This is a genomic window from Pedobacter jejuensis (assembly GCF_003725795.1).
Lineage (GTDB): Bacteria > Bacteroidota > Bacteroidia > Sphingobacteriales > Sphingobacteriaceae > Pedobacter > Pedobacter jejuensis.
This window is the reverse complement of record NZ_RBEE01000006.1, coordinates 1-20,416: the sequence shown is the minus strand read 5'-3', so window position 1 is coordinate 20,416 and position 20,416 is coordinate 1. Positions and strand designations below refer to the sequence as shown.

Annotated in this window: 12 protein-coding genes; 3 read left to right on the top strand and 9 right to left on the bottom strand. The window is 36.2% G+C overall.

Annotated features, from left to right (window positions below; translation table 11 throughout):
* Positions 1–361: 361 nt before the first annotated feature.
* Positions 362–1,663 (bottom strand): DEAD/DEAH box helicase, encoded by a 1,302-nt coding sequence (locus D7004_RS04665; protein ID WP_123204718.1) that lies wholly within the window; start codon positions 1,661–1,663, stop codon positions 362–364.
* A gap of 535 nt (positions 1,664–2,198) precedes the next feature.
* Between D7004_RS04665 and D7004_RS04660 the strand changes: the two genes are divergently transcribed.
* Both D7004_RS04660 and D7004_RS04655 read left to right on the top strand, forming a co-directional pair.
* Positions 2,199–5,429, top strand: coding sequence for a SusC/RagA family TonB-linked outer membrane protein (locus D7004_RS04660; RefSeq protein WP_123204717.1), 3,231 nt, complete (start codon positions 2,199–2,201; stop codon positions 5,427–5,429).
* A 15-nt stretch (positions 5,430–5,444) separates the two neighbouring features.
* Complete coding sequence (locus tag D7004_RS04655; protein WP_123204716.1) at positions 5,445–7,157, top strand: RagB/SusD family nutrient uptake outer membrane protein; 1,713 nt, start codon at positions 5,445–5,447, stop codon at positions 7,155–7,157.
* 232 nt (positions 7,158–7,389) lie between these two features.
* On the opposite strand, the gene D7004_RS04650 is transcribed toward D7004_RS04655, so the two are convergent.
* A complete protein-coding gene (locus tag D7004_RS04650; protein ID WP_123204715.1) occupies positions 7,390–8,724 on the bottom strand; it encodes an MFS transporter in 1,335 nt (444 codons plus the stop codon).
* Positions 8,725–9,226: 502 nt separating this feature from the next.
* Between D7004_RS04650 and dnaK the strand changes: the two genes are divergently transcribed.
* Entirely contained in the window at positions 9,227–11,140 is a 1,914-nt protein-coding gene (gene dnaK / locus D7004_RS04645; RefSeq protein WP_123204714.1) for a molecular chaperone DnaK, read from the top strand.
* 169 nt (positions 11,141–11,309) lie between these two features.
* On the opposite strand, the gene D7004_RS04640 is transcribed toward dnaK, so the two are convergent.
* The 7 genes from D7004_RS04640 to D7004_RS04610 form a co-directional block, all read right to left on the bottom strand.
* On the bottom strand, positions 11,310–11,900 hold the full coding sequence (locus D7004_RS04640; RefSeq protein ID WP_123204761.1) for a fasciclin domain-containing protein: 591 nt from the start codon (positions 11,898–11,900) through the stop codon (positions 11,310–11,312).
* Positions 11,901–12,091: 191 nt separating this feature from the next.
* Positions 12,092–13,165, bottom strand: a complete 1,074-nt coding sequence (locus D7004_RS04635; RefSeq protein ID WP_123204713.1) for a phosphotransferase enzyme family protein — start codon at positions 13,163–13,165, stop codon at positions 12,092–12,094.
* Positions 13,156–14,055, bottom strand: coding sequence for a nucleotidyltransferase family protein (locus D7004_RS04630; RefSeq protein WP_123204712.1), 900 nt, complete (start codon positions 14,053–14,055; stop codon positions 13,156–13,158). Before D7004_RS04630 ends, D7004_RS04635 begins: the two co-directional genes overlap by 10 nt.
* A gap of 275 nt (positions 14,056–14,330) precedes the next feature.
* Entirely contained in the window at positions 14,331–15,905 is a 1,575-nt protein-coding gene (locus D7004_RS04625) for a helicase HerA-like domain-containing protein (protein ID WP_123204711.1), read from the bottom strand.
* A gap of 147 nt (positions 15,906–16,052) precedes the next feature.
* Positions 16,053–16,934, bottom strand: coding sequence for a DnaJ C-terminal domain-containing protein (locus D7004_RS04620; RefSeq protein WP_123204710.1), 882 nt, complete (start codon positions 16,932–16,934; stop codon positions 16,053–16,055).
* A 133-nt stretch (positions 16,935–17,067) separates the two neighbouring features.
* Positions 17,068–19,485 carry an alpha/beta hydrolase family protein gene (locus D7004_RS04615; RefSeq protein WP_123204709.1) on the bottom strand — a complete coding sequence of 806 codons (2,418 nt, stop codon included), beginning with the start codon at positions 19,483–19,485 and terminating at the stop codon, positions 17,068–17,070.
* 173 nt (positions 19,486–19,658) lie between these two features.
* Positions 19,659–20,204 carry an REP-associated tyrosine transposase gene (locus D7004_RS04610; RefSeq protein WP_123204708.1) on the bottom strand — a complete coding sequence of 182 codons (546 nt, stop codon included), beginning with the start codon at positions 20,202–20,204 and terminating at the stop codon, positions 19,659–19,661.
* Positions 20,205–20,416 lie beyond the last annotated feature (212 nt).

Sequence of the window (20,416 nt, the reverse complement as noted above, 5' to 3'; positions counted from 1 at the left end):
CATTTCCAATTTTATTTGGAATAACGACCGTTCTTGTAAAGCGTATCAGCATGAAAGATTCTGAAACAAGTTCAGAATGACGACCGTTCATAGATAGTGCGCTAAGCAGTTTGCCTATTCATTGCCGTCTGGCTTTAGCTACTGTTTCATAGATATAGCACTAATCAATTCAGCCAATTCATTGCTGCCCAGCTTAATCAACTGTACATAGACAGTGTACTAAGCAGTTTGCCCATTCATTGCCGTCTGGCTTTAGCCGACGGAAAACAGAAAAAAACCCGAGATGTAATTTACAACTCGGGTTTTTTTAATATTAATAGCAAAGCTTTCGTATTTCTGCTTTGTTCTTTCAGCTTAAAAACTAAGCTTTTGCTTTATTTCTGTTTCCACCAAATCTGCGGTTATTGCTGGCATTACGAGGTTTGCCGCTCATATTTCCATCACTTCGTTTTGCGCCACCACCGCCACCTTTCGATTGAGCCTGTGGTTTACGTTTAATTTGGTTTTTAGCCATCATATTTTCCCAACTCAATGGATATGGATGATCATCAACAACGGGAAGCGTAATTTTTATCAGTTTCTGGATATCCAATAGATATTCATTTTCTTCTGCATCGCAAAAAGAAATCGCAATACCATTTGCACCAGCACGGCCTGTACGACCGATTCTGTGTACGTAAGATTCAGGGATGTTAGGCAGTTCGTAATTTACTACGTGAGATAATTGATCGATGTCGATACCACGGGCAGCAATATCTGTAGCTACTAAAACGCGTATTTTTCTATCCTTAAATTCGGTTAAAGCTCTTTGTCTTGCATTTTGAGATTTATTACCGTGTATTGCAGCAGCTTTAATACCGGCAAAGCCTAAATCTTTTACAATTCTATCTGCACCATGTTTGGTACGCGTAAAAACCAATGCCGTTTCAATTTTTTTATCATCCAAAAGATGGATCAATAATTTCTTTTTATCTGGTTTATCTACAAAATAAACCGATTGAACAATCGTTTCGGCAGTTGATGATATAGGTGTAACTTCTACTTTAGTTGGGTTTGATAAAATCGTGTTCGCTAACTTTTGAATTTCATCGGGCATGGTAGCTGAGAAAAACAAGGTTTGGCGTTTTGCTGGTAATTTAGCAACTACTCTTTTTACATCGTGGATAAAACCCATATCCAACATACGGTCGGCTTCATCTAAAACAAAAAGTTCGATGGTGTTTAAGCTGATAAAACCTTGATTCATCAAATCTAATAAGCGGCCGGGTGTAGCCACTAAAATATCAACACCTCTTCTTAAAGATTCTACCTGGTTGTGCTGACTAACACCACCAAAAATTACCAAATGGCGAAGATTTAGGTTGCGGCCATAGGCTTTGAAACTTTCTTCAATTTGAATGGCAAGTTCGCGGGTGGGCGTTAAAATTAAGGCTTTAATGTTTTTTGTAGCCTTGGTATTAATGTGTTTTTCGTGCAGGAGTTGCAGCATTGGTATTGCAAACGCGGCAGTTTTACCTGTACCGGTTTGTGCGCAACCTAATAAGTCTTTTCCTTTTAATATTGTTGGGATAGATTGCTCTTGTATTGGAGTGGGTTGTGTATAACCTTCGGTCTCAAGGGCCTTTAAAATTGGCTCAATGAGGTTTAATTCTTTGAATAACATGTATTTTTTTGTGTAATATTTATCGAAGAAGCTAGAACGATCATTTCATGAAGGACTAACTTGCGGAGAGAATATGCCATAAAGAATGGCAAGCCCTTATTCCTGCTTCGCTGCAAAGATACTATTATAATCGGGGAAATAAAAAAGGTAGGTAGTTTATCAATTTATATCAGCTAAAAATTACGTTCGTGCTTTAAAATTAAAAGCCTTTGAAATATTAAAAAATCACTTTGGTCAACAATTTTTTTATTTATCTAAAATATTTTATATATTTAATTTAATAATTAAGTATTATAATCTGCTTTAGGTCGGCTTGTAATTCTTAAATCATTCTAACCAAATTAACTATGAAGACCCAATCAAATCATTTTAAAAGATCGATTTCTCCCCACAACTGCGCAAAATTTAAAAAGGATTTAGTCCTCTAAATAGCCACTAATTTTCACCATTTTATATTAATGCAATACGCCTGTATTTAGTAATTAAACTTTGCTGAATTATAGGTTTATTAACAATCAATTCTAACCATCAACGTATGAAAAAAAATCTATCTTTTATCAAGAGGAGTTCTCTTCTCTTGTGCATGGGCTTGCTGTTTGCAATTTTTGCAAAGGCTCAAACGAAAGTTACCGGGAGGGTTACTTCCAGTGACGAAAAACTCCCGGTAATTGGCGCAACCATTAAAGTAAAAAATGCTACAACCGGCACTACAACAGATGCAAACGGTGCATTTTCTATTACCGTAAATCCAACTGATGTTTTAGTTTTCTCTTTTGTTGGATATTTATCTAAAGAAGTACCTGTTGGTACACAAACCAATATGTCTGTTGTATTACAAGCTGAAGATAATAACCTTTCTGAGGTTGTTGTAACAGGATATTCATCACAACGGAAGAAAGATTTAACTGGTGCAGTAGCTGTGGTAAGTATGGATTTATTAAAATCGCAACCTGCTGCAAGTGCTGTTGAAGCTTTACAAGGAAAGGCTACTGGTGTACAAATTATAAATGATGGAGCGCCAGGCTCTACTCCTCAAATTCGTATTCGTGGTACGAGTACCATTAATAATAACGAACCACTTTATGTTATCGATGGTGTTCCTTTTGAAGGTAAACTATCTTGGCTTAACCAGAACGATATCGAAAGTATGCAGGTTTTAAAAGATGCATCTTCGGCTTCAATTTATGGTTCAAGAGCAAACAATGGTGTAGTAATCATCACTACAAAAAAAGGTGTTGCAGGTGCACCAAGAATTACTTTCGATTCTTATTATGGAACACAATCGCCACGGAAAAGCAGTTTTCCTGAAATGATGAATCCACAACAATACGCACAATACGTTTTTGATGGCTATACAAATGCTGGAAAAGCAATCGCTGCGGGTAGAAATTATGGCTCTGGTCCAACACCAGTGTTGCCAGAATACCTGGTAGCAGGTTCTAAACTTGGGCAAGATGTAACGGCCGCAGATGCTGATCCATCTAAATATAATTACAGTCGCGACCCAAATCTGTTTTATCAAATAACAAGAGCAAATAAACAAGGTACCAATTGGTTTGATGAAATTACCGATGCGGCACCTGTTCAAAATTATCAGCTTAGTGCTACTGGTGGAGGAGAAAATGCAACTTATACATTTTCTGGAGGTTACCTAAATCAAAAGGGTACCATAAAATACACCGGTTTTAAACGTTATAATTTTAGATCGAATACAACTATATCTGCCTTTAATAAGCATGTGCGATTTGGAGAAAACGCTCAATACAGTTACTCTGAAGGTTATGGATTTGGTGTAAATCCAAATACACCGGGTGGTTATCAGGATCAAGGAAGTGCGTTGGGCTGGGCTTATCGTATTCCAACCATTATTCCTGTTTATGATATCAATGGAAATTTTGCTGGTAGCCGTGGTAGTCAGTTGGGTAATGCTGAAAACCCACTTGCATTCTTATATCGTGCAAAAGATAATTTGAATAAGAGTAATTTCTTTTTTGGTAATGCCTTTGCAGAAGCTGATATTCTTCCGGGTTTAGTTTTTAAAACTAATTTTGGTTTACGCTACGAAAACTTTAATGGTTTATCAATGCGTTATCCAAATTTAGAATTCTCAGAAGGTAACAACTCTAATAATTTAAACGAATACCAAGGTTACAACACAGAGTGGACATGGACCAACACGTTAAACTATAGTAAAGTATTCAACGAAAAGCACCGTGTTAATATATTGGCAGGTACTGAAGCCATTAAGTCTCGCTCAAGACAGTTAAATGCTGGTAGAAATGATTTCTTTATTTTAGGTAATCAAGATTATTATTACCTAAGCACAGGTTCTTCAAACATTAGCAATAATAGTTTTGGTTCGGTTGGTTCTCTATTCTCTTTATTTGGTAAAGTAGATTATTCATTTAACGACCGCTATTTGGCTAGTATCACGCTTCGCCGAGATGGTTCTTCTAATTTTGGTGATGCCAATAAATATGGTTTCTATCCAGCAGCTAGTGCAGCCTGGAGGTTATCAGAAGAAGAATTTATGAAAAGTGTTAAGTGGATTAGCGATTTAAAACTTCGTGTTGGATACGGACAAACTGGTAACCAAAGAATACCTCCTTATCAATACATCAACCGTTTCCAAAGTTCAATCATTAATTCTGCATATGCAGTTGGTGGCGCAAATAGTTTAACAACTGGTGTATGGCAAAATGCCTATCAAAATGCAGATGTGAAATGGGAATCTTTAAAAGCTTTAAACGTAGGTTTGGATTTTACATTATTAAACGGTGCTTTCGATGGTTCGGTTGATTGGTACAGCAAAAAAACATCTGACATGCTTTACAATCTTCCTTTACCTTCTAGCACAGTTGGTTTAGGTAGTTCGCCATTTGTAAATATTGGCGATATGAGCAACAAAGGTGTAGAATTTAATGTTGCTTATCATTATGGCAGAGAAGCAGAAAGCCCACTTAAGTTTGATATTGGTTTAAACTTTTCTAAAAACGTTAATAAAATCGTAAGACTGGCTCCTGGAATTTTCAACCAGGTTTATGGAAACTACAGAAGCTTACAAACAAGTGTATTACAAGAAGGTGCTCCATTTGGTTCATTCTTTGGATACAAAACTGCAGGTATTTATCAAAGTGCAGCTGATATTCAAAATAACCCATCTTACACAGGTGCACGAGTTGGAGGTTTACGCTACCAGGATATTAATGGCGATGGTGTAATCGACCCAAAAGATCGTACCATTATCGGCGATCCAAATCCTGATTTCACTTTAGGGTTAAATTTAAATGTATCATACAAAAACTTTGATGTATCAGCATTTATTTATGGTGTACAAGGAAACGATATTTTTCAAGCCACTCGTTATTTTACCGATTTCCCATCATTTGATGGAGCTAAAAGCACAAGGTTGTTAGATGCATGGAGTCCGTCAAATACTTCAAGTCTTACACCATCTGCTTATGCAGGAGCATCTGATTTAGAGTTTGCATCTTCTAGCTACTACATTCAAAATGGAAGTTTTGTACGGTTGAAAAATTTACAGATCGGTTATTCAATTCCTACTGCTAAAACGTTCGGTTCGAAGGTTGCGATTAATAGATTTAGAGTTTATGTAAGTGCAACCAACTTATTTACCATTACTAAATACACTGGTATGGACCCAGAGGTAAGTCAAATTACAGATACTTTCTCTGCCCCAGGTGTAGATCAAGGTGTTTATCCTACTCCTCGTCAGTTCTTAATTGGTATTAATGTTGGATTTTAATTAAAAGATATAAAGATGAAACAGATAAAATATATATTCCTTTCGCTATTAATTTGCAGTACGTTTTCCTGCAAGAAGGAATTCTTAACGGTTCAGCCTCAAGGTGAACTTACAGAATCGCAATTAACCACACAAGATGGGGTAGAAGGTTTGCTTGTTGGTGCTTACGGCTTATTAAATGGTAATGTGAATGGTACCTACGGAAATTACGGTGCAGCACCAAGCCAATGGTTATTTGGTGAGGTAGCATCTGATAACGCACATAAGGGTAGTAGTGTTGGTGATCAGCCAAATATGAACGCAATTGAACAACATGCACCAACCAGTACCAACGATAATTTGGCCAACCTTTGGGATAGATGTTTCGAAGGTATTCAACGTTGTAACAATACGCTTAAAATTTTAGGCAACTTACAAGGTGGTCAGGGTACAGTTAAATTCAGCGATGCTCGTGCTAAAGAAATTCAAGGAGAGGCTCGTTTATTACGTGCTCATTATTATTTCTTTTTGGTAAGAGTTTTCAAATCAGTGCCTTATGTAACAGAGGCTACTAGTGGTACTTTTGTGCCTAATGATAAAGATATCTATCCTAACATTGTTGATGATCTTACTTTCGCTGTAGCCAATTTGAGTACTACTAAGCCGAGAAATCAAAAAGGACGTGTAGATAAATATGCTGCTCAGGCCTATTTAGGTAAAGTTTATTTATATCAGAAGAAATATACTGAAGCATATGATTTATTAAATGCAGTTATTTTGGCTAAGCCAGATTTAACAACCCTACCATATTCTGATAATTTCGATATTACTAAAGAAGGTGGTCCGGAAGCAATTATGTCTGTTGAGCATTCAGTTGGTACTGATGGTACCGGTGGTGATAATGGAAATGTTGGTGATATTTTAAATTTCCCTTATGGAAATACACCAATTAACTGCTGCGGTTTCTTTCAACCAACCATTGATTTAGCAAATTCATTTAAAGTTGATGCAAACGGTTTGCCTTTACTTGATGGAAGTTACAGAACCAATGCTTATAAATCTGACTTCGGTTTAGTTGGTGCTGCAAAAGATAATTATGTTCTTGATAAAACCCTTCCTTTAGATCCTCGTATAGAAGCCACTATTGGCAGACGTGGTGTACCTTATCGCGATTGGGGAATCATGGCAGGCGATACTTGGATTCGTGATGCGAGTAATGGTGGTCCGTTCGTTGCCGTTAAAAACACAATTGAATCCGCTCAAATTGCAAGTGGTACTGCTCCTGGTACAACAAATGTTACCGGTTTAAATGTAAACTTGATACGTTTGGCAGATGTTTATTTGATGGCTGCTGAATGCGCTGTAGAGAATAATAATTTGCCAAGGGCTTTAGCGCTTGTTAATGCGGTTAGACAAAGAGCTGCAAAAATAACACCTCAGCAAGTTAATGGAACACCAGCTGCAGCTTATAGAGTAAGTCAATACACAACTTTCCCTACTGCTGCTTACGCTAGAAATGCAGTTCGTTTCGAACGTAGATTAGAATTGGCTATGGAAGGTCATAGATTTTTTGATTTAGTTCGTTGGGGTATTGTAAAACAAACTTTAGAAAGCTATTTTGCCTTCGAAGGTGGTTTCTTTGATTATCTAAAAGGAATAAATATTGAAACCCGAGATGATTATTTTCCTTTGCCTCAAGATCAAATTGATAGGAGTAAGGGAACACTTAAACAAAGTCCTGGTTACTAAGGGTTAGCGCTTAATACTATAAATGCATGAATAAAAGTGAGATTTAAATCCTCATTTTTATTCACGCATTTTTTTTGTTCGTTCAGGATTAATAATTCAAAACACTTCTTAAAGTCTTAATTACCTTAATTTACCTATTCCCATTAAATAATCTTAATTATCTTATTTTCTTAATGTTCAAAATTATATTTCTAATTTTTTTTGATATTAATTTACTTTAAAAAAAATCGAATTACCTGCTCTCTTTAAACCTACTAAAAAATAATAAAGCAATTAGACAGAGCGCAAACCCAACTATTCCGTTTAAGCGTAATCCAAAATCGTTTCCTGGGTCTTTACCATAAATGGTTAACATAGCAAAAATAGCGATACCCATTGTTTGTCCAAGTTTTACAAATAAATATTTTACTGCGAAAAACATTCCTTCATGGTTTTCGCCTGTTTCTAATGTGTCTTTTTGTGCAATATCGGCTAGTATTGCAGTAGGTAAAATACCCAATGCAGCAAGAGGAAACGAAGCAGATAATACAAGTATGTAAATTTGTGTATAAGCACCGAATGGCAACTTACCAAGAAAAAATATCGTAACAAAGATTAGGCAAAGTACACCAAAAGCCAACAATACAAATGGCTTTTTACCAATCTTTGCAGATCCAAAAGTTACAATTGGGTAGAAAAGTAAAGATGCCAACACCATCGCACCCATAAATTTCCCGCCTTCAGATTCATCAAGACCTAAAAGTACGGTACAGAAAAACAATAAACCACTCGAAATTATGCTCAGAGCGGTGTAAAAAGCAAAATCAGATATAAGATAATATTTAAAATTGCTGTTTCTAAAAGTGTTTTTAATTGCGGGCCACAATGGTACATGCGTTGGTTTAGCTACCGAAAATTCTTTTTCGTTAATAAAAAATATAGGCAGCAACATCACCAGGCCAGAAAAAATACATAAACCCCAAATTGCGATTTGAACCGCTTGGCTACGATTTGCAAGGTGGAAACCATCTTGTGCTAAATCTGCAAAGTTATTGGTGCATGCAGACAAAATAATTCCTATAACAAAACCAACTTGCTGATAGCTGGATAATTTTACCTTTTGCCTTGGTGTATTAGTTACTTCGGCCAATAACGCGTTGTAAGGAATAATGTAGGTGGTAACCGAAACAAAAAACAAACACAACATTATGGTTAGCCACCATGCATTGTGCAAACTTTCTCCTTTAGCAATAGGATAAAAAACCAATCCACAAAAAATCATTGAAGGCACAATTGCCCATTTCATAAAAGGCATCCTTCTTCCATTAGGATTATTACTTGCGTCGCTTTTGGAAGCGATAAATGGATCAAAAACTGCATCAACCAACCTACCCGAGGCAGCAATGATAGATAGGATATTAAAAGCACCTAAAAAAACAAGTTGTGGCACTAAAGGCGGCAATCCCGAATTGCTTGGCGGTAAATAAAAATACGGCAACATCACAATGATAATATTTGTCATCGTACTCCAACCAATCATACCAGCTGCATAAGCAACTTCTTGTTTTAAGGAAAGTGTTTTATTCATTAATTAAATAAATGTTACGCCTAATTTTTTGAAAATCTTGTTTCTGTTGTCTTTGGTTAGTGCAGTTATGCTTTTCATTTTATTTCGTAGCAACTTGAAAAATGTTGCAACTTATGCTCAATCAATCAGGTTATAATGCCCTTCTTGCTTTGAAATTTAATACTACGTACCAAGTTAATATCTGCCAGTGGTATTTTTGCCGCGACTGCAATTTAAGTTTTTAATTTTACGATACATAGATAATTTGGTTAGCGGACTAATGGTAATCAATTTTATCTTTTTAAATATCCAAAAGCTATTCATCAACATCTTTAAATAGCGTGTTTAAGCTTTTAATCACAAATTACCCAACTGTTTCTGTCATGCTGTCAGTCATGAGTCGCATAATTTTTTACATTTTATCAGTCTTTTACAGATATTAACTGCCAAATGCCAATTGGCACAAGCATTGTTTAATAGCTGTTGAAATTATAATACTTTAAAGAAAGAAATACAAAATACAATGGGAAAAATTATTGGAATAGACTTAGGAACAACAAACTCTTGCGTAAGCGTAATGGAGGGCAACGAGCCTGTAGTTATTGCGAACAGTGAGGGAAAACGTACTACACCGTCTATTGTTGCTTTTGCAGAAAACGGCGAACGTAAAGTTGGCGAGCCAGCTAAACGTCAGGCTATAACTAACCCAACAAAAACGATTTATTCAATTAAACGCTTTATGGGTAGCAGCTACGACGAAAGTGCGAAAGAAGCTGGACGTGTACCTTATAAAGTGGTTAAAGGCGATAATAACACACCACGTGTTGAAATTGACGATAGAAAATATACACCACAAGAAATTTCTGCAATGATTTTGCAGAAAATGAAAAAAACTGCCGAAGATTTCTTGGGTCAAGAAGTTACAGAAGCGGTGATTACTGTACCTGCTTATTTTAACGATGCACAGCGTCAGGCTACTAAAGAAGCTGGTGAAATTGCTGGTTTAACAGTGAAACGTATCATTAACGAGCCAACTGCAGCTGCTTTAGCTTATGGTTTAGATAAAGCACACAAAGACATGAAAATTGTTGTGTTTGACTGTGGTGGTGGTACACATGACGTTTCTGTTTTAGAATTAGGTGATGGTGTTTTTGAAGTAAAATCAACTGATGGTGATACACACTTAGGTGGTGATGACTTTGACCACATTATTATCGATTGGTTAACTAGCGAATTTAAAGCTGAAAACAGCATGGATTTAGCTAAAGACCCAATGGCGTTACAACGTTTGAAAGAAGCTGCTGAAAAAGCTAAAATTGAGTTATCAAGCACTACTTCAACTGAAATTAACTTACCATATATCACTGCTGATGCTAGCGGACCAAAACACTTAGTACGTACATTATCTCGTGCTAAATTTGAGCAATTGGCTGGCGATTTAATTAAACGTACTATCGACCCATGTAAATCGGCTTTGAAAAATGCTGGTTTAAGCACAAGCGATATCGACGAAATTATCTTAGTAGGTGGTTCAACTCGTATTCCTGCAATTCAGGATGCTGTTAAAGCTTTCTTTGGTAAAGAACCAAGTAAAGGTGTTAACCCTGATGAGGTTGTGGCTATCGGTGCTGCTATTCAAGGTGGTGTTTTAACTGGTGATGTTAAAGATGTATTGTTATTAGACGTTACGCCTTTATCATTAGGTATCGAAACTATGGGTGGTGTAATGACTAAATTAATCGAGTCTAACACAACCATTCCAACTAAAAAATCAGAAACTTTCTCAACTGCAGCTGATAATCAGCCATCAGTAGAAATCCATATTTTACAAGGTGAGCGTCCTATGGCAGCTCAAAACCGTACAATTGGTCGTTTCATTTTAGATGGTATTCCACCAGCACCTCGTGGTGTGCCTCAGGTAGAAGTTGCTTTTGATATCGATGCTAACGGTATTTTACACGTAAGTGCAAAAGATAAAGCGAGCGGTAAAGAGCAAAAAATCCGTATCGAAGCATCATCTGGTTTAACTGATGCTGAGATTAAAAAAATGAAAGAAGAGGCAGAAGCTAATGCAGCAGATGATGCTAAGCAGAAAGAAGAAGCTGATAAAATTAACGGTGCTGATGCATTAATGTTCTCTACTGAAAAACAATTAAAAGAGTTTGGTGATAAATTATCAGCTGATAAAAAAGCACCAATCGAAGCTGGTTTAGAAAAATTAAAAGCAGCACATTTGTCTCGTAACTTTGCAGATATCGATGCAGCACAAGCTGAATTGCAAAATGCATGGAATGTAGCTTCAGAAGAAATGTACAAAGCTGGTGAGCAGCCTCAAGGTGGTGGCGAACAACCACAAGCTGATGGTCAACCTCAAGCTGGTGGCGATAACGTTACTGATGTTGATTTCGAAGAAGTGAAAGACGAAGAGAAAAAATAGTCAGAAAGTCTGAAGACCGAAAGTCCGAAGATTTAAAATACAAAAGCGTCCCGATTTTACATCGGGACGCTTTTTTTGTGTAGTGGTTTTTTGTATAACCTTCTTTCAAAAGTTCTCCAGCATATTAATGCTATGAATTAATGAAAGGTGATAACAAAAATAATCTGGATTATTTTGGCATTAAAACGCCATCAATAACGTGGGTAATTCCGTTGCTTGAAACAACATCTGCAATAGTAACGTTTGCACCGTTAATCATTACTTTACCATCTTTAACAGATACTTTAAGTTTGCCACCTTGTACAGTAGTTAACTCTTCACCATCTTTCAAATCTGCTGCTTTTAACGCACCAGGAACTACGTGGTAAGTTAAAATTTTAGTCAAATCTGCTTTCATTTCTGGTTTCATTAAACCATCTAAAGTAGCTTTTGGAACTGCTGCAAATGCTTCGTTTGTTGGAGCAAATACAGTAAATGGTCCTGTACCGCTTAAAGTTTCAACTAAACCTGCTTGTTTTACCGCTGCTACCAATGTAGTGTGATCTTTAGATTCAATTGCGTTTTCTACAATGTTTTTTGAAGGTACCATCATTGCACCGCCAACTTCAACACCAGTTTCTTTTGCGGTAGTATCCATCGCCATTGAACTAGAATCTACTACTGTACTGTCTGCAGATGAATCTGTTTTAGGAGAACTACAAGCTACGATAGAAGCTAAAAATGTTACACCCATTGCCAGACTTAAAAATTGCTTTTTCATGCTATTTGTTTTTTGTTTAAGTTTATAATTGGGGTACTTACGATAGAAACTGGCAAGCGGTTTTTCCTTAAGAACAAAGGTGAGTAACATTTAGGTTGCAGAAATTAATCCTTCAAAAAACATACAATCACGTTTTCCAATTATCCTGTTTAAAAAGAGAATCAAAAATTTAAGCTTTCAAAATCAGTCACTTACAAATTTCCATCGATAATATCCTGCAACTCTTTTTCGTTTGCAGAAATTTCTTGCAATAGCCTGAACTGATTTCTTGCTCTATCTAAATTTTGAGTAGGATAGTTGGTCTGGTAATAAGCGTTTCCGCTTAAAAAATCAGTTAAAAAGCGTAAAGCTTGCATGTAAATCATATATCTTCCAGAAAATAAAATCAATTCTTTTTCTGTATCGGTAAGGATATTTTTCATTTCAGATAAATAACCTTTAACGGTGGCTTCAAAATAATTTATGCGTATTTTAACTTTACTTAAATCGATTTCATTTTCTGAAAAAGCACAAAGATAGGTGCGTAACATGTCGCCTAAATCTGAGATGAATTTACCTGGCATTATGGTATCTAAATCGATTACACAAACACCTTCAAAGGTTTCGGCATTCAATAATACATTACTGATTTTAGTATCATGATGCATAACCCTATCCGGGAAATCAGCTCTGTGAGAATAGGATTTAAAAAAATCGAGTAGGTATTTATACCTCAAAGCATCATCAATTTCGGCTTTAGCTAGCTCTTTCAGTTCCATCGAAGCTTCGATAATCGCTTCTGTAAATTGTTTAAATCGCAGGCCTAGATCATGAAATCCCGGTATGGTTGGCTCCAAAGTAGAAGCATCGAAATCATCTAATAAACGACTTAATTTTCCGAATTGCTTTGCTGCTTCATAAGCTTGGTTTTCATCAACTAAGACATCTAATGAAACCGTATCTTCTACAAAAGGTAATAACCTCCAGTACTCTTCATTTATAAAGGCCATTTCCGCTCCATCAATGGTAGAAATTGGTTTTACAAATAGATATTCCGGGAATTTTGTAAGCAGATAGTTTGCTATTGCTTTTAAATTATCAGCCACTGCCTGTGGATTGACAAAAACTAACGTATTTATATTTTGAAGAATGTACTGTTTGGTTGTGCCAGAAGGAGAAAGCAAATAGGTACGGTTGATTAGACCAGTACCTATTTGAGTAATTTTGATATTTTCTTTGTTAAAACCGTATGCTTTTAAAACTTCAGAATCTAAATTTAATTCCATAGTTTTTCTGGGTATGTTCCGTTTTTAACCAATTGGTTAATACTATCTTGAACATAAGGTTTATCTTCTTTGTAGGTTACGCCAAACCATTTGTTAGAAGTTGGTACGACTTGAAATGTAGCTTCTCCGCTTTTAACAAGGTTTTCGCCGATTAAAGGAATAAAAAATTCTGCTTTCGGTTTATCTTTATTTGCCATTGCAAACTCTACAAATAATTTCTCAGTTATTTTGAAAACAGCGGGAGTGAAGCCCCAAAAATTCATCGATACCGGTGTTTCGAAACTTAACGGAAATTCTTCTCCATCTTCTTCATAAAAGATATTTCCATCTTTTGGATAAACTTTAGTACGCTCGATAATTTCTTCTAAATTACCAGCAGCATCTACTTTACAAACGCCACGAGAAACTGCACCAAATTCTGAAAGTGTTTTACCAACTTCATATCCAATGATAGAAAAATTACTGTCTGATGCTTCATCTGACAAGAAATCTACCATTTTTTTAAAGGCATCGTAACCATAATAATCATCAGCGTTGATTACACAGAATGGCTCTTTAACTACATTTCTGGCGGCAAGTATTGCATGAGCAGTACCCCATGGTTTTTCTCTATATATTTCTTCTTCTATACCAAATTGCTTTAAATCGAAATTTTGAAAAACATAATCTATCTCAATTTTTCCGTTTAATTTTGGTTCGAAAATAGACTTAAAATTATCTACAAATTCTTCTTTAATGATGAAAACAACTTTGCCAAAACCAGCATTAATTGCGTCATAAATAGAATAATCAATAATGGTTTCACCGTTCGGGCCAAATCCATCAATCTGTTTCATGCTTCCATAGCGACTTGCCATTCCGGCAGCCAGTATTAATAGGGTAGGTTTCATATTACGAAAATAATAATACTAATCGTTTTTCAATTAGTTTAAGCGTTAATTTTTTAAGTGTAAAATTAAATTTATTAAGATAAATCCTTTACGTCAATCTTTATTATTAGAATTGGCAATTTCACTTTGATAAATACGAAATAAAGCGAAAATAGTTTTTGTTTTAGCTTGTATTTCGGCGAAAGCATCCCATTCTATTGCAACGCCTTAAAAACTTCATTTAAATTTCTTGAATATTATTTAGAAGGTTTTCAGATTGATGCCAAAATATATGTTTAAAATCCAAATAAACCACCGCCACTTTTGCTGCGTGTTTTTTTTCCAGTTAGCATGCCAAATAATCCTCGGACAATTTCTCTACCAATTTGGCGGGTAATAGTGGCACCCATAACTTTTTCTACTAAACTTTTTTCTCCGGGTTTTGGCTTGCTTTCTATTTCTGCTTGTTTTTGTGCTTCCGCTGCTTGTTTTTGTTGCTCTGCTGCTGCGGTTTGCTCATTAATTCTTTTTGTTAAAATATCATAAGCACTTTCAGGGTCAATGGCATCTTTATATTTTGCATACATCTGGCTTCCAGAAACAACTTTTTCGAAATCAGCAGCGGTAAGTGGCCCCATTACTGCTCTTGGTGGTGTTAGCATTGTAGCCGAAACTTCTGTAGGAATTCCTTTTTCATTGAGTACGGTTACTAAGGCTTGTCCGGTTCCTAATGAAGTTAATACTTTGTCTATTTCATAGAATTCTGACTTTGGATATGTATTAACAGTCTTTTTTAACGCATCAACATCATTAGGCGTAAAAGCTCGTAATGCATGTTGCACTCTATTTCCCAGTTGTCCTAAAACACTTTCCGGAACATCCGTTGGTGATTGTGTGCAAAAGAAAACGCCTACACCTTTTGAACGTATTAATCTGATTATCGTTTCAATTTGCTCTAAAAATGTTTTCGATGAATTGTTAAAAAGCAAGTGTGCTTCATCAAAAAAGAAAACCAATTTGGGTTTGTCCAAATCTCCAACCTCTGGTAACGTATTAAACAATTCGGCAAGCAAGCTTAGTAAAAAAGTAGAGTATAAAACAGGCTGGTTTTGAACATCGGCGATGTTTAATAAACTGATAACACCTTTGCCATCTACCCGTTCAAATAAATCATCGGCATCGAAAGATTTTTCTCCAAACATTCCTGCTAAGCCCTGTTGTTCGATGGCAACAATCTTTCTTAAAATAGTACCTGAAGTCGCGGTTGAAATACTACCATAACTTTCTTTAATCTCTGCTGCGCCAGCACCTTCTGACAGATATGAGATGAGCTTTTTTAAATCGTTAAGATCGATGATGGGCATTTTGTTATCATCAGCATATTTGAAAATAACAGCCATAACACCCGATTGAGTATCGTTCAAATCTAAAACTTTTGATAAAAGTGTCGGACCGAACTCTAAAACGGTTGCCCTCATTTGCGCACCAAGTTTGCCTGATAGCGAATATATTTCAACAGGGAAGCCGGTTGGCGTAAAAGGTTTATTTAGTTGAGCAGAACGCTCCTCTATTTTCGGATTTATGCTGCCTGGCTGATTTAAACCTGATAAATCTCCTTTAACATCAAGCATAAACACGGGCACTCCTGCATCAGAAAGTTGTTCGGCAAGCAATTGAAGTGTTCGGGTTTTACCAGTTCCTGTTGCACCAGCAATTAAACCGTGTCTGTTCATCATTTTTAATGATAAATTTACTTCGGCATCGCCGTAAACCTGGCCTTCTAAAATGCCAGCACCAAGGTAAATTGATGAGCCAGTTGGTGAATAAGCGGCTTTTATTTTTTCAATAAATTTTACAGAAGAATCACTCATTGTTTTAGTTTTAATGCCACAATTTAATAAACTAATGTTAAATAATAGTTTTTTATCTTGAAGGAGAAAGACAATTTATCAACATGAATGATTTTATTGTATATGAGAGCGTTTTAGTATATCCTAAATTTCCAGGTAGATTATCAATTAGAGTTTTGATAACTGCTCAAATAATTCCTTTTGCTTGGCGTTTAAATTGGTGGGTATTTTAATTTGCCACTTAACATACAAATCGCCGAATTGATTTTCTTTTTTATATACCGGATATCCTTTCCCTTTTAAGCGTAAATTGGTGTCAGGTTGTGTTCCTGCGGGGATATTAAGTTTTACTTTACCACTTAAAGTTTCTACAATTGCTTCACCACCCAAAACTGCAGTATATAAATCTACATCTTGTTGTATGTAAATATCATTACCTTTTCGTTTGAATTTATGGTGTTCTGCTATATTAAAAGTGATGTATAAATCTCCTGCTGGTCCATTATTCGGGCCTGGAGCACCATAGCCCGGAAGTTTGATTTTTTGTCCGTTTTCTATTCCGGCAGGAATTGTGATGCGAACTTGTTTGCCATTAACGGTAAGCGTTTGTTTGTGCGTAGTGTAAGCATCTAACAAATTTAGGTTTAGTTCTGCCGTAAAATCCTGACCTTTAAAAGGGGAGCGCCCACTGCTTCGTTGTCCGCCACCTCCAAACATCGAAGAGAAGAAATCAGAGAAGTCATCGCCACCAAAGCTTCCAGAAAACCCACGACCAAAACCTCCACCTTGCGGTCTTTGTTGCCGCTGCGAATTAAACTGATCTGCATGTTGCCAATCTTTACCGTGTCTATCGTACTTCTTCCGTTTTTCCGGGTCGCTTAAAACTTCGTTAGCCTCATTTACTTGCTGAAATTTTTTATTTGCTTCTTCATTATTTGGGTTTAAATCTGGATGATATTTCCTGGCTTGCTTTCTGTACGCTTTTTTAATATCATCTGTTGTAGCATCCTTCTTAATTTCCAGAACTTTATAGTAATCTATGTAATCCATAATTTATTGCAAATAGTATTTATAGAGGGCGACTTTAATTTAACATGTAAAATTACTTAATAACCGTAAACAACACTAATGTTAAACAAAAAATGCTCCGTTATCGGAGCATTTAAATAATTTTTAATAAATTTTATTTTTTGTTTTTAACGTATTTTTCTAGCCATTGGTCTTGCTCCCAAAGGGCATGTAAAATATTTTCTTTACCACGGTAACCATGTGCTTCATAAGGTAAAAATACAAATCGAACGGTACCACCTGCACCTTTTATGGCTGCAAATAAGCGCTCGCTGTTTATTGGAAATGTGCCTGTATTATCGTCAGAATCACCATGTATCAACAACAGCGGTGTTTTAATTTTATCAGCATAACTAAATGGACTCATTTCATAATACAATTGTGGTGCCTTCCAATACGTACGTTCTTCATTCTGGAAACCAAAGGGAGTTAATGTACGGTTGTAGGCGCCGCTTCTGGCAATACCAGCTGCAAATAAATTGGTGTGCGCTAAAAGATTGGCAGTCATAAACGCACCATAGCTATGTCCGCCAACGGCCATACGTTTCCTATCACCAACACCTAAATCAGATAACTTATTAATGGCAGCTTCGGCATTTAAACTTAATTGATCTACAAAGGTATCATTAGGCTTTTTGCCATCTTTTGCAACAATAGGCATTTCGGCATTATCTAGCACGGCATAACCTCTTGTAACCCAATAAATAGGTGAGCCCCATGCAATTGCGGTAAATTTATCTTTCGAGCCACGGATTTGTGCGGCATCGGCAGCAGAGTTAAATTCACGAGGATAAGCCCAGATAATGGTTGGCAACGGACCATCTTTTTCCTTGTTGTAACCTTTAGGCAAATATAAATCTCCGGTTAAATCAACTCCATCGGCTCGTTTATAAGAAATCTTTTCTTTAACAACGCCATCTAAAGATGGATATGGATTTGAAAATGCGGTAACTGGTCTGTCGGCTATACGAAGCACTAAATTTTTGATGTAATAATTTGGCACAAGTTTCTGACTTTCTTTTCTGGTTAACAAAACCAATTTTTCAGCATCAATTACATCGCTTACATATTCAAAAGTTCCTTCTGCACTACGCCAAATAATGTCATTTTTCTTGGTCGCTAAATCAAATTTTGCTAAGAAAGGTAAATCACCTTTATCTGATGAACCAACCGTGTTATTCATCAATAATTTTGTGCCATTATCAACAGTATGAATTACCGAGCGACCGTATTTATTTTTTGTGGTAACAGGTGTTCCTGGATTGCCGTATGCATCGGTTTGGTTGCGACTATACAATTCTTCTAAAGCGCCTATTGATGGATTGTATCTACTTACTTTACTGGTTTGTTTGCTTCTTAAACCTTCCATTACCAAAGCTAAATTTGCATCACCCCACTGTACACCGCGAAAACGAGTTTGAGTTTTAAAAAGCTCTTTTTCGGTGCTAGAAAAGGGAGCACTCAAAGCATAAACAGCATCGTGAAAAGGAACATTTTTCTTAATCAAACCACTATCTAAAGGTTTAGACCAAGTTATTGTTGCTGGTTCATCATCTCTCCAAGAAAAACCGCGAGGAACGTTTTGCGTGTTATCATAACCCGATGGCGTGCCTTCTGATGATGGCAATTCTGCCAGAACTTTAACCGCTTTACCAGCTAAATCGGTAATCGTCACGGTTGATGGAAAACCGTTTGCCGTAACCAGATAAGAAAATGGCTTGCTAATGGTTTCAATAAGCATAAATGTTTTATCAGGTGATAAGCTTACTGAGCTATAAATAGCAGGCTTTCCGATTGGGGTTTCTACACCAGCTGTGTTTTTTACCAATTGTGATGTGCCGTAGAATTCGAAAAGCTGCTCATCGAACGGCGATTTGATTAAATCCTGATAAGTAGGACTTGGTGCTGCCTTACCCAAATTTTGCTGAACAGTTGGACCTTGAGGCATTAAAGGTTTTACAGGGGCTGCGCTTGCAGGTTTCGTTATAGCTCTGTAGATAATTGTGTTATCATTTAACCAGGTTAAACCACTTCCTAAAACCACATTTAAGAAAGCTTTGTTGGTTTTAACTGCTTTTTTTGTGGCAACATCAATAATGTATAAATCAACTCCTTTTTGAGTTGTATTTGTAAAAGCAATTTTATTTTGAGCCGGGTTCCAGTTGATGTTACTCGCATATAATGGCGAAGGCAAACCCGAAACCGGAAAAGTTTTGTCGGTTTTAATGTTTTTTAAGCTAAAATTATTGATGTATGTAATCCTACTTGGCGAATAATTATTTGGATTTAAACGTAAGCCAGCAATGCGATATTCTGGCATTGCCAATTCTTCTACAGAAGGATATGAATTCCGTTCGCTAAATAAAATCCACTCGGCTTTATCATCAATACTTACGCCAGGTGTAGGTTTGGCAAGCAATAAATCAGCAATTTCTTTTGGTGGAAGCTGATAACTTACGGCATCTTGTGCGGTTGCATTTAATGAAATGCAAATACCAGCTATTAAAAAATAGAAGTGTAGTTTTTTAAACATAATCCGGTTTGGTTATTTGATATGGAAACTCAAATATTGCAAAATAAACCGACCAAAAAGGTAGCGTAACTGCTTATTTACACGCTTAAAAATTAATTAGAAAATCAAATTCAGTAATTCTTTTGTTGCATCAGTCCTGCTTTCACTCATAGTCGTGCATATGCTCTAATAACTCATAAATACTCAATTTTAATTAATCCTTTACCTCCGCTATAATCTACGGCACTACTGTATTTCCAATGCCAAGCCTCATTAACAAAACCTGCTACAACTGGATTATCATGCAGATAATCCGCTTTTTGTTCAATTACTTCTGTACTCCATAATTCAATTGGCTTATTATTATGTTGCCAAAACTGGTTTCCTTTTACATTGCTACTTTTTAATCCTGCACGCTCGAACATCCAAAGCATCCATTCCTTTCTACTTTCCTGACTGTTTTCTTTTATCGCTTTTACCAATGTTTTAGAAGTGTGCTCCTTAATCCTTCCTAGTACTTTATCAGGATTGTTATCTTTTGCTTTAAAAATTAAATGCACATGGCTTGGCATAATACACCAGCAATATAATTCTAAACCCAGATTTGTTATACTATAATTCAAACTCTCTACTAAAACATCGTTATATAATGGTCTCACGAATACATCTATCCAATATACAGTTGCAAAACTTACAAAGTATAATCCTTCTTTATTGTAGAATTTGTACTTACGGCTCATTGTTGTTTTTTATCTTTCTTACTTATGTCTCGTCCTGAAATAGGTTTACACAATTGTAAACAAAATGGAGAGATATTCAAAAACCCACAAGAGTAAATGGCAGAGCCAGTATAGCGAGGAATTCAAGCTGAAGGTCTGTAACGAGTACATCAATGGCAATGATGGCATACGTTTTCTGGAGAAGAAGCACGGACTTGGCAATTCTAGGTTTA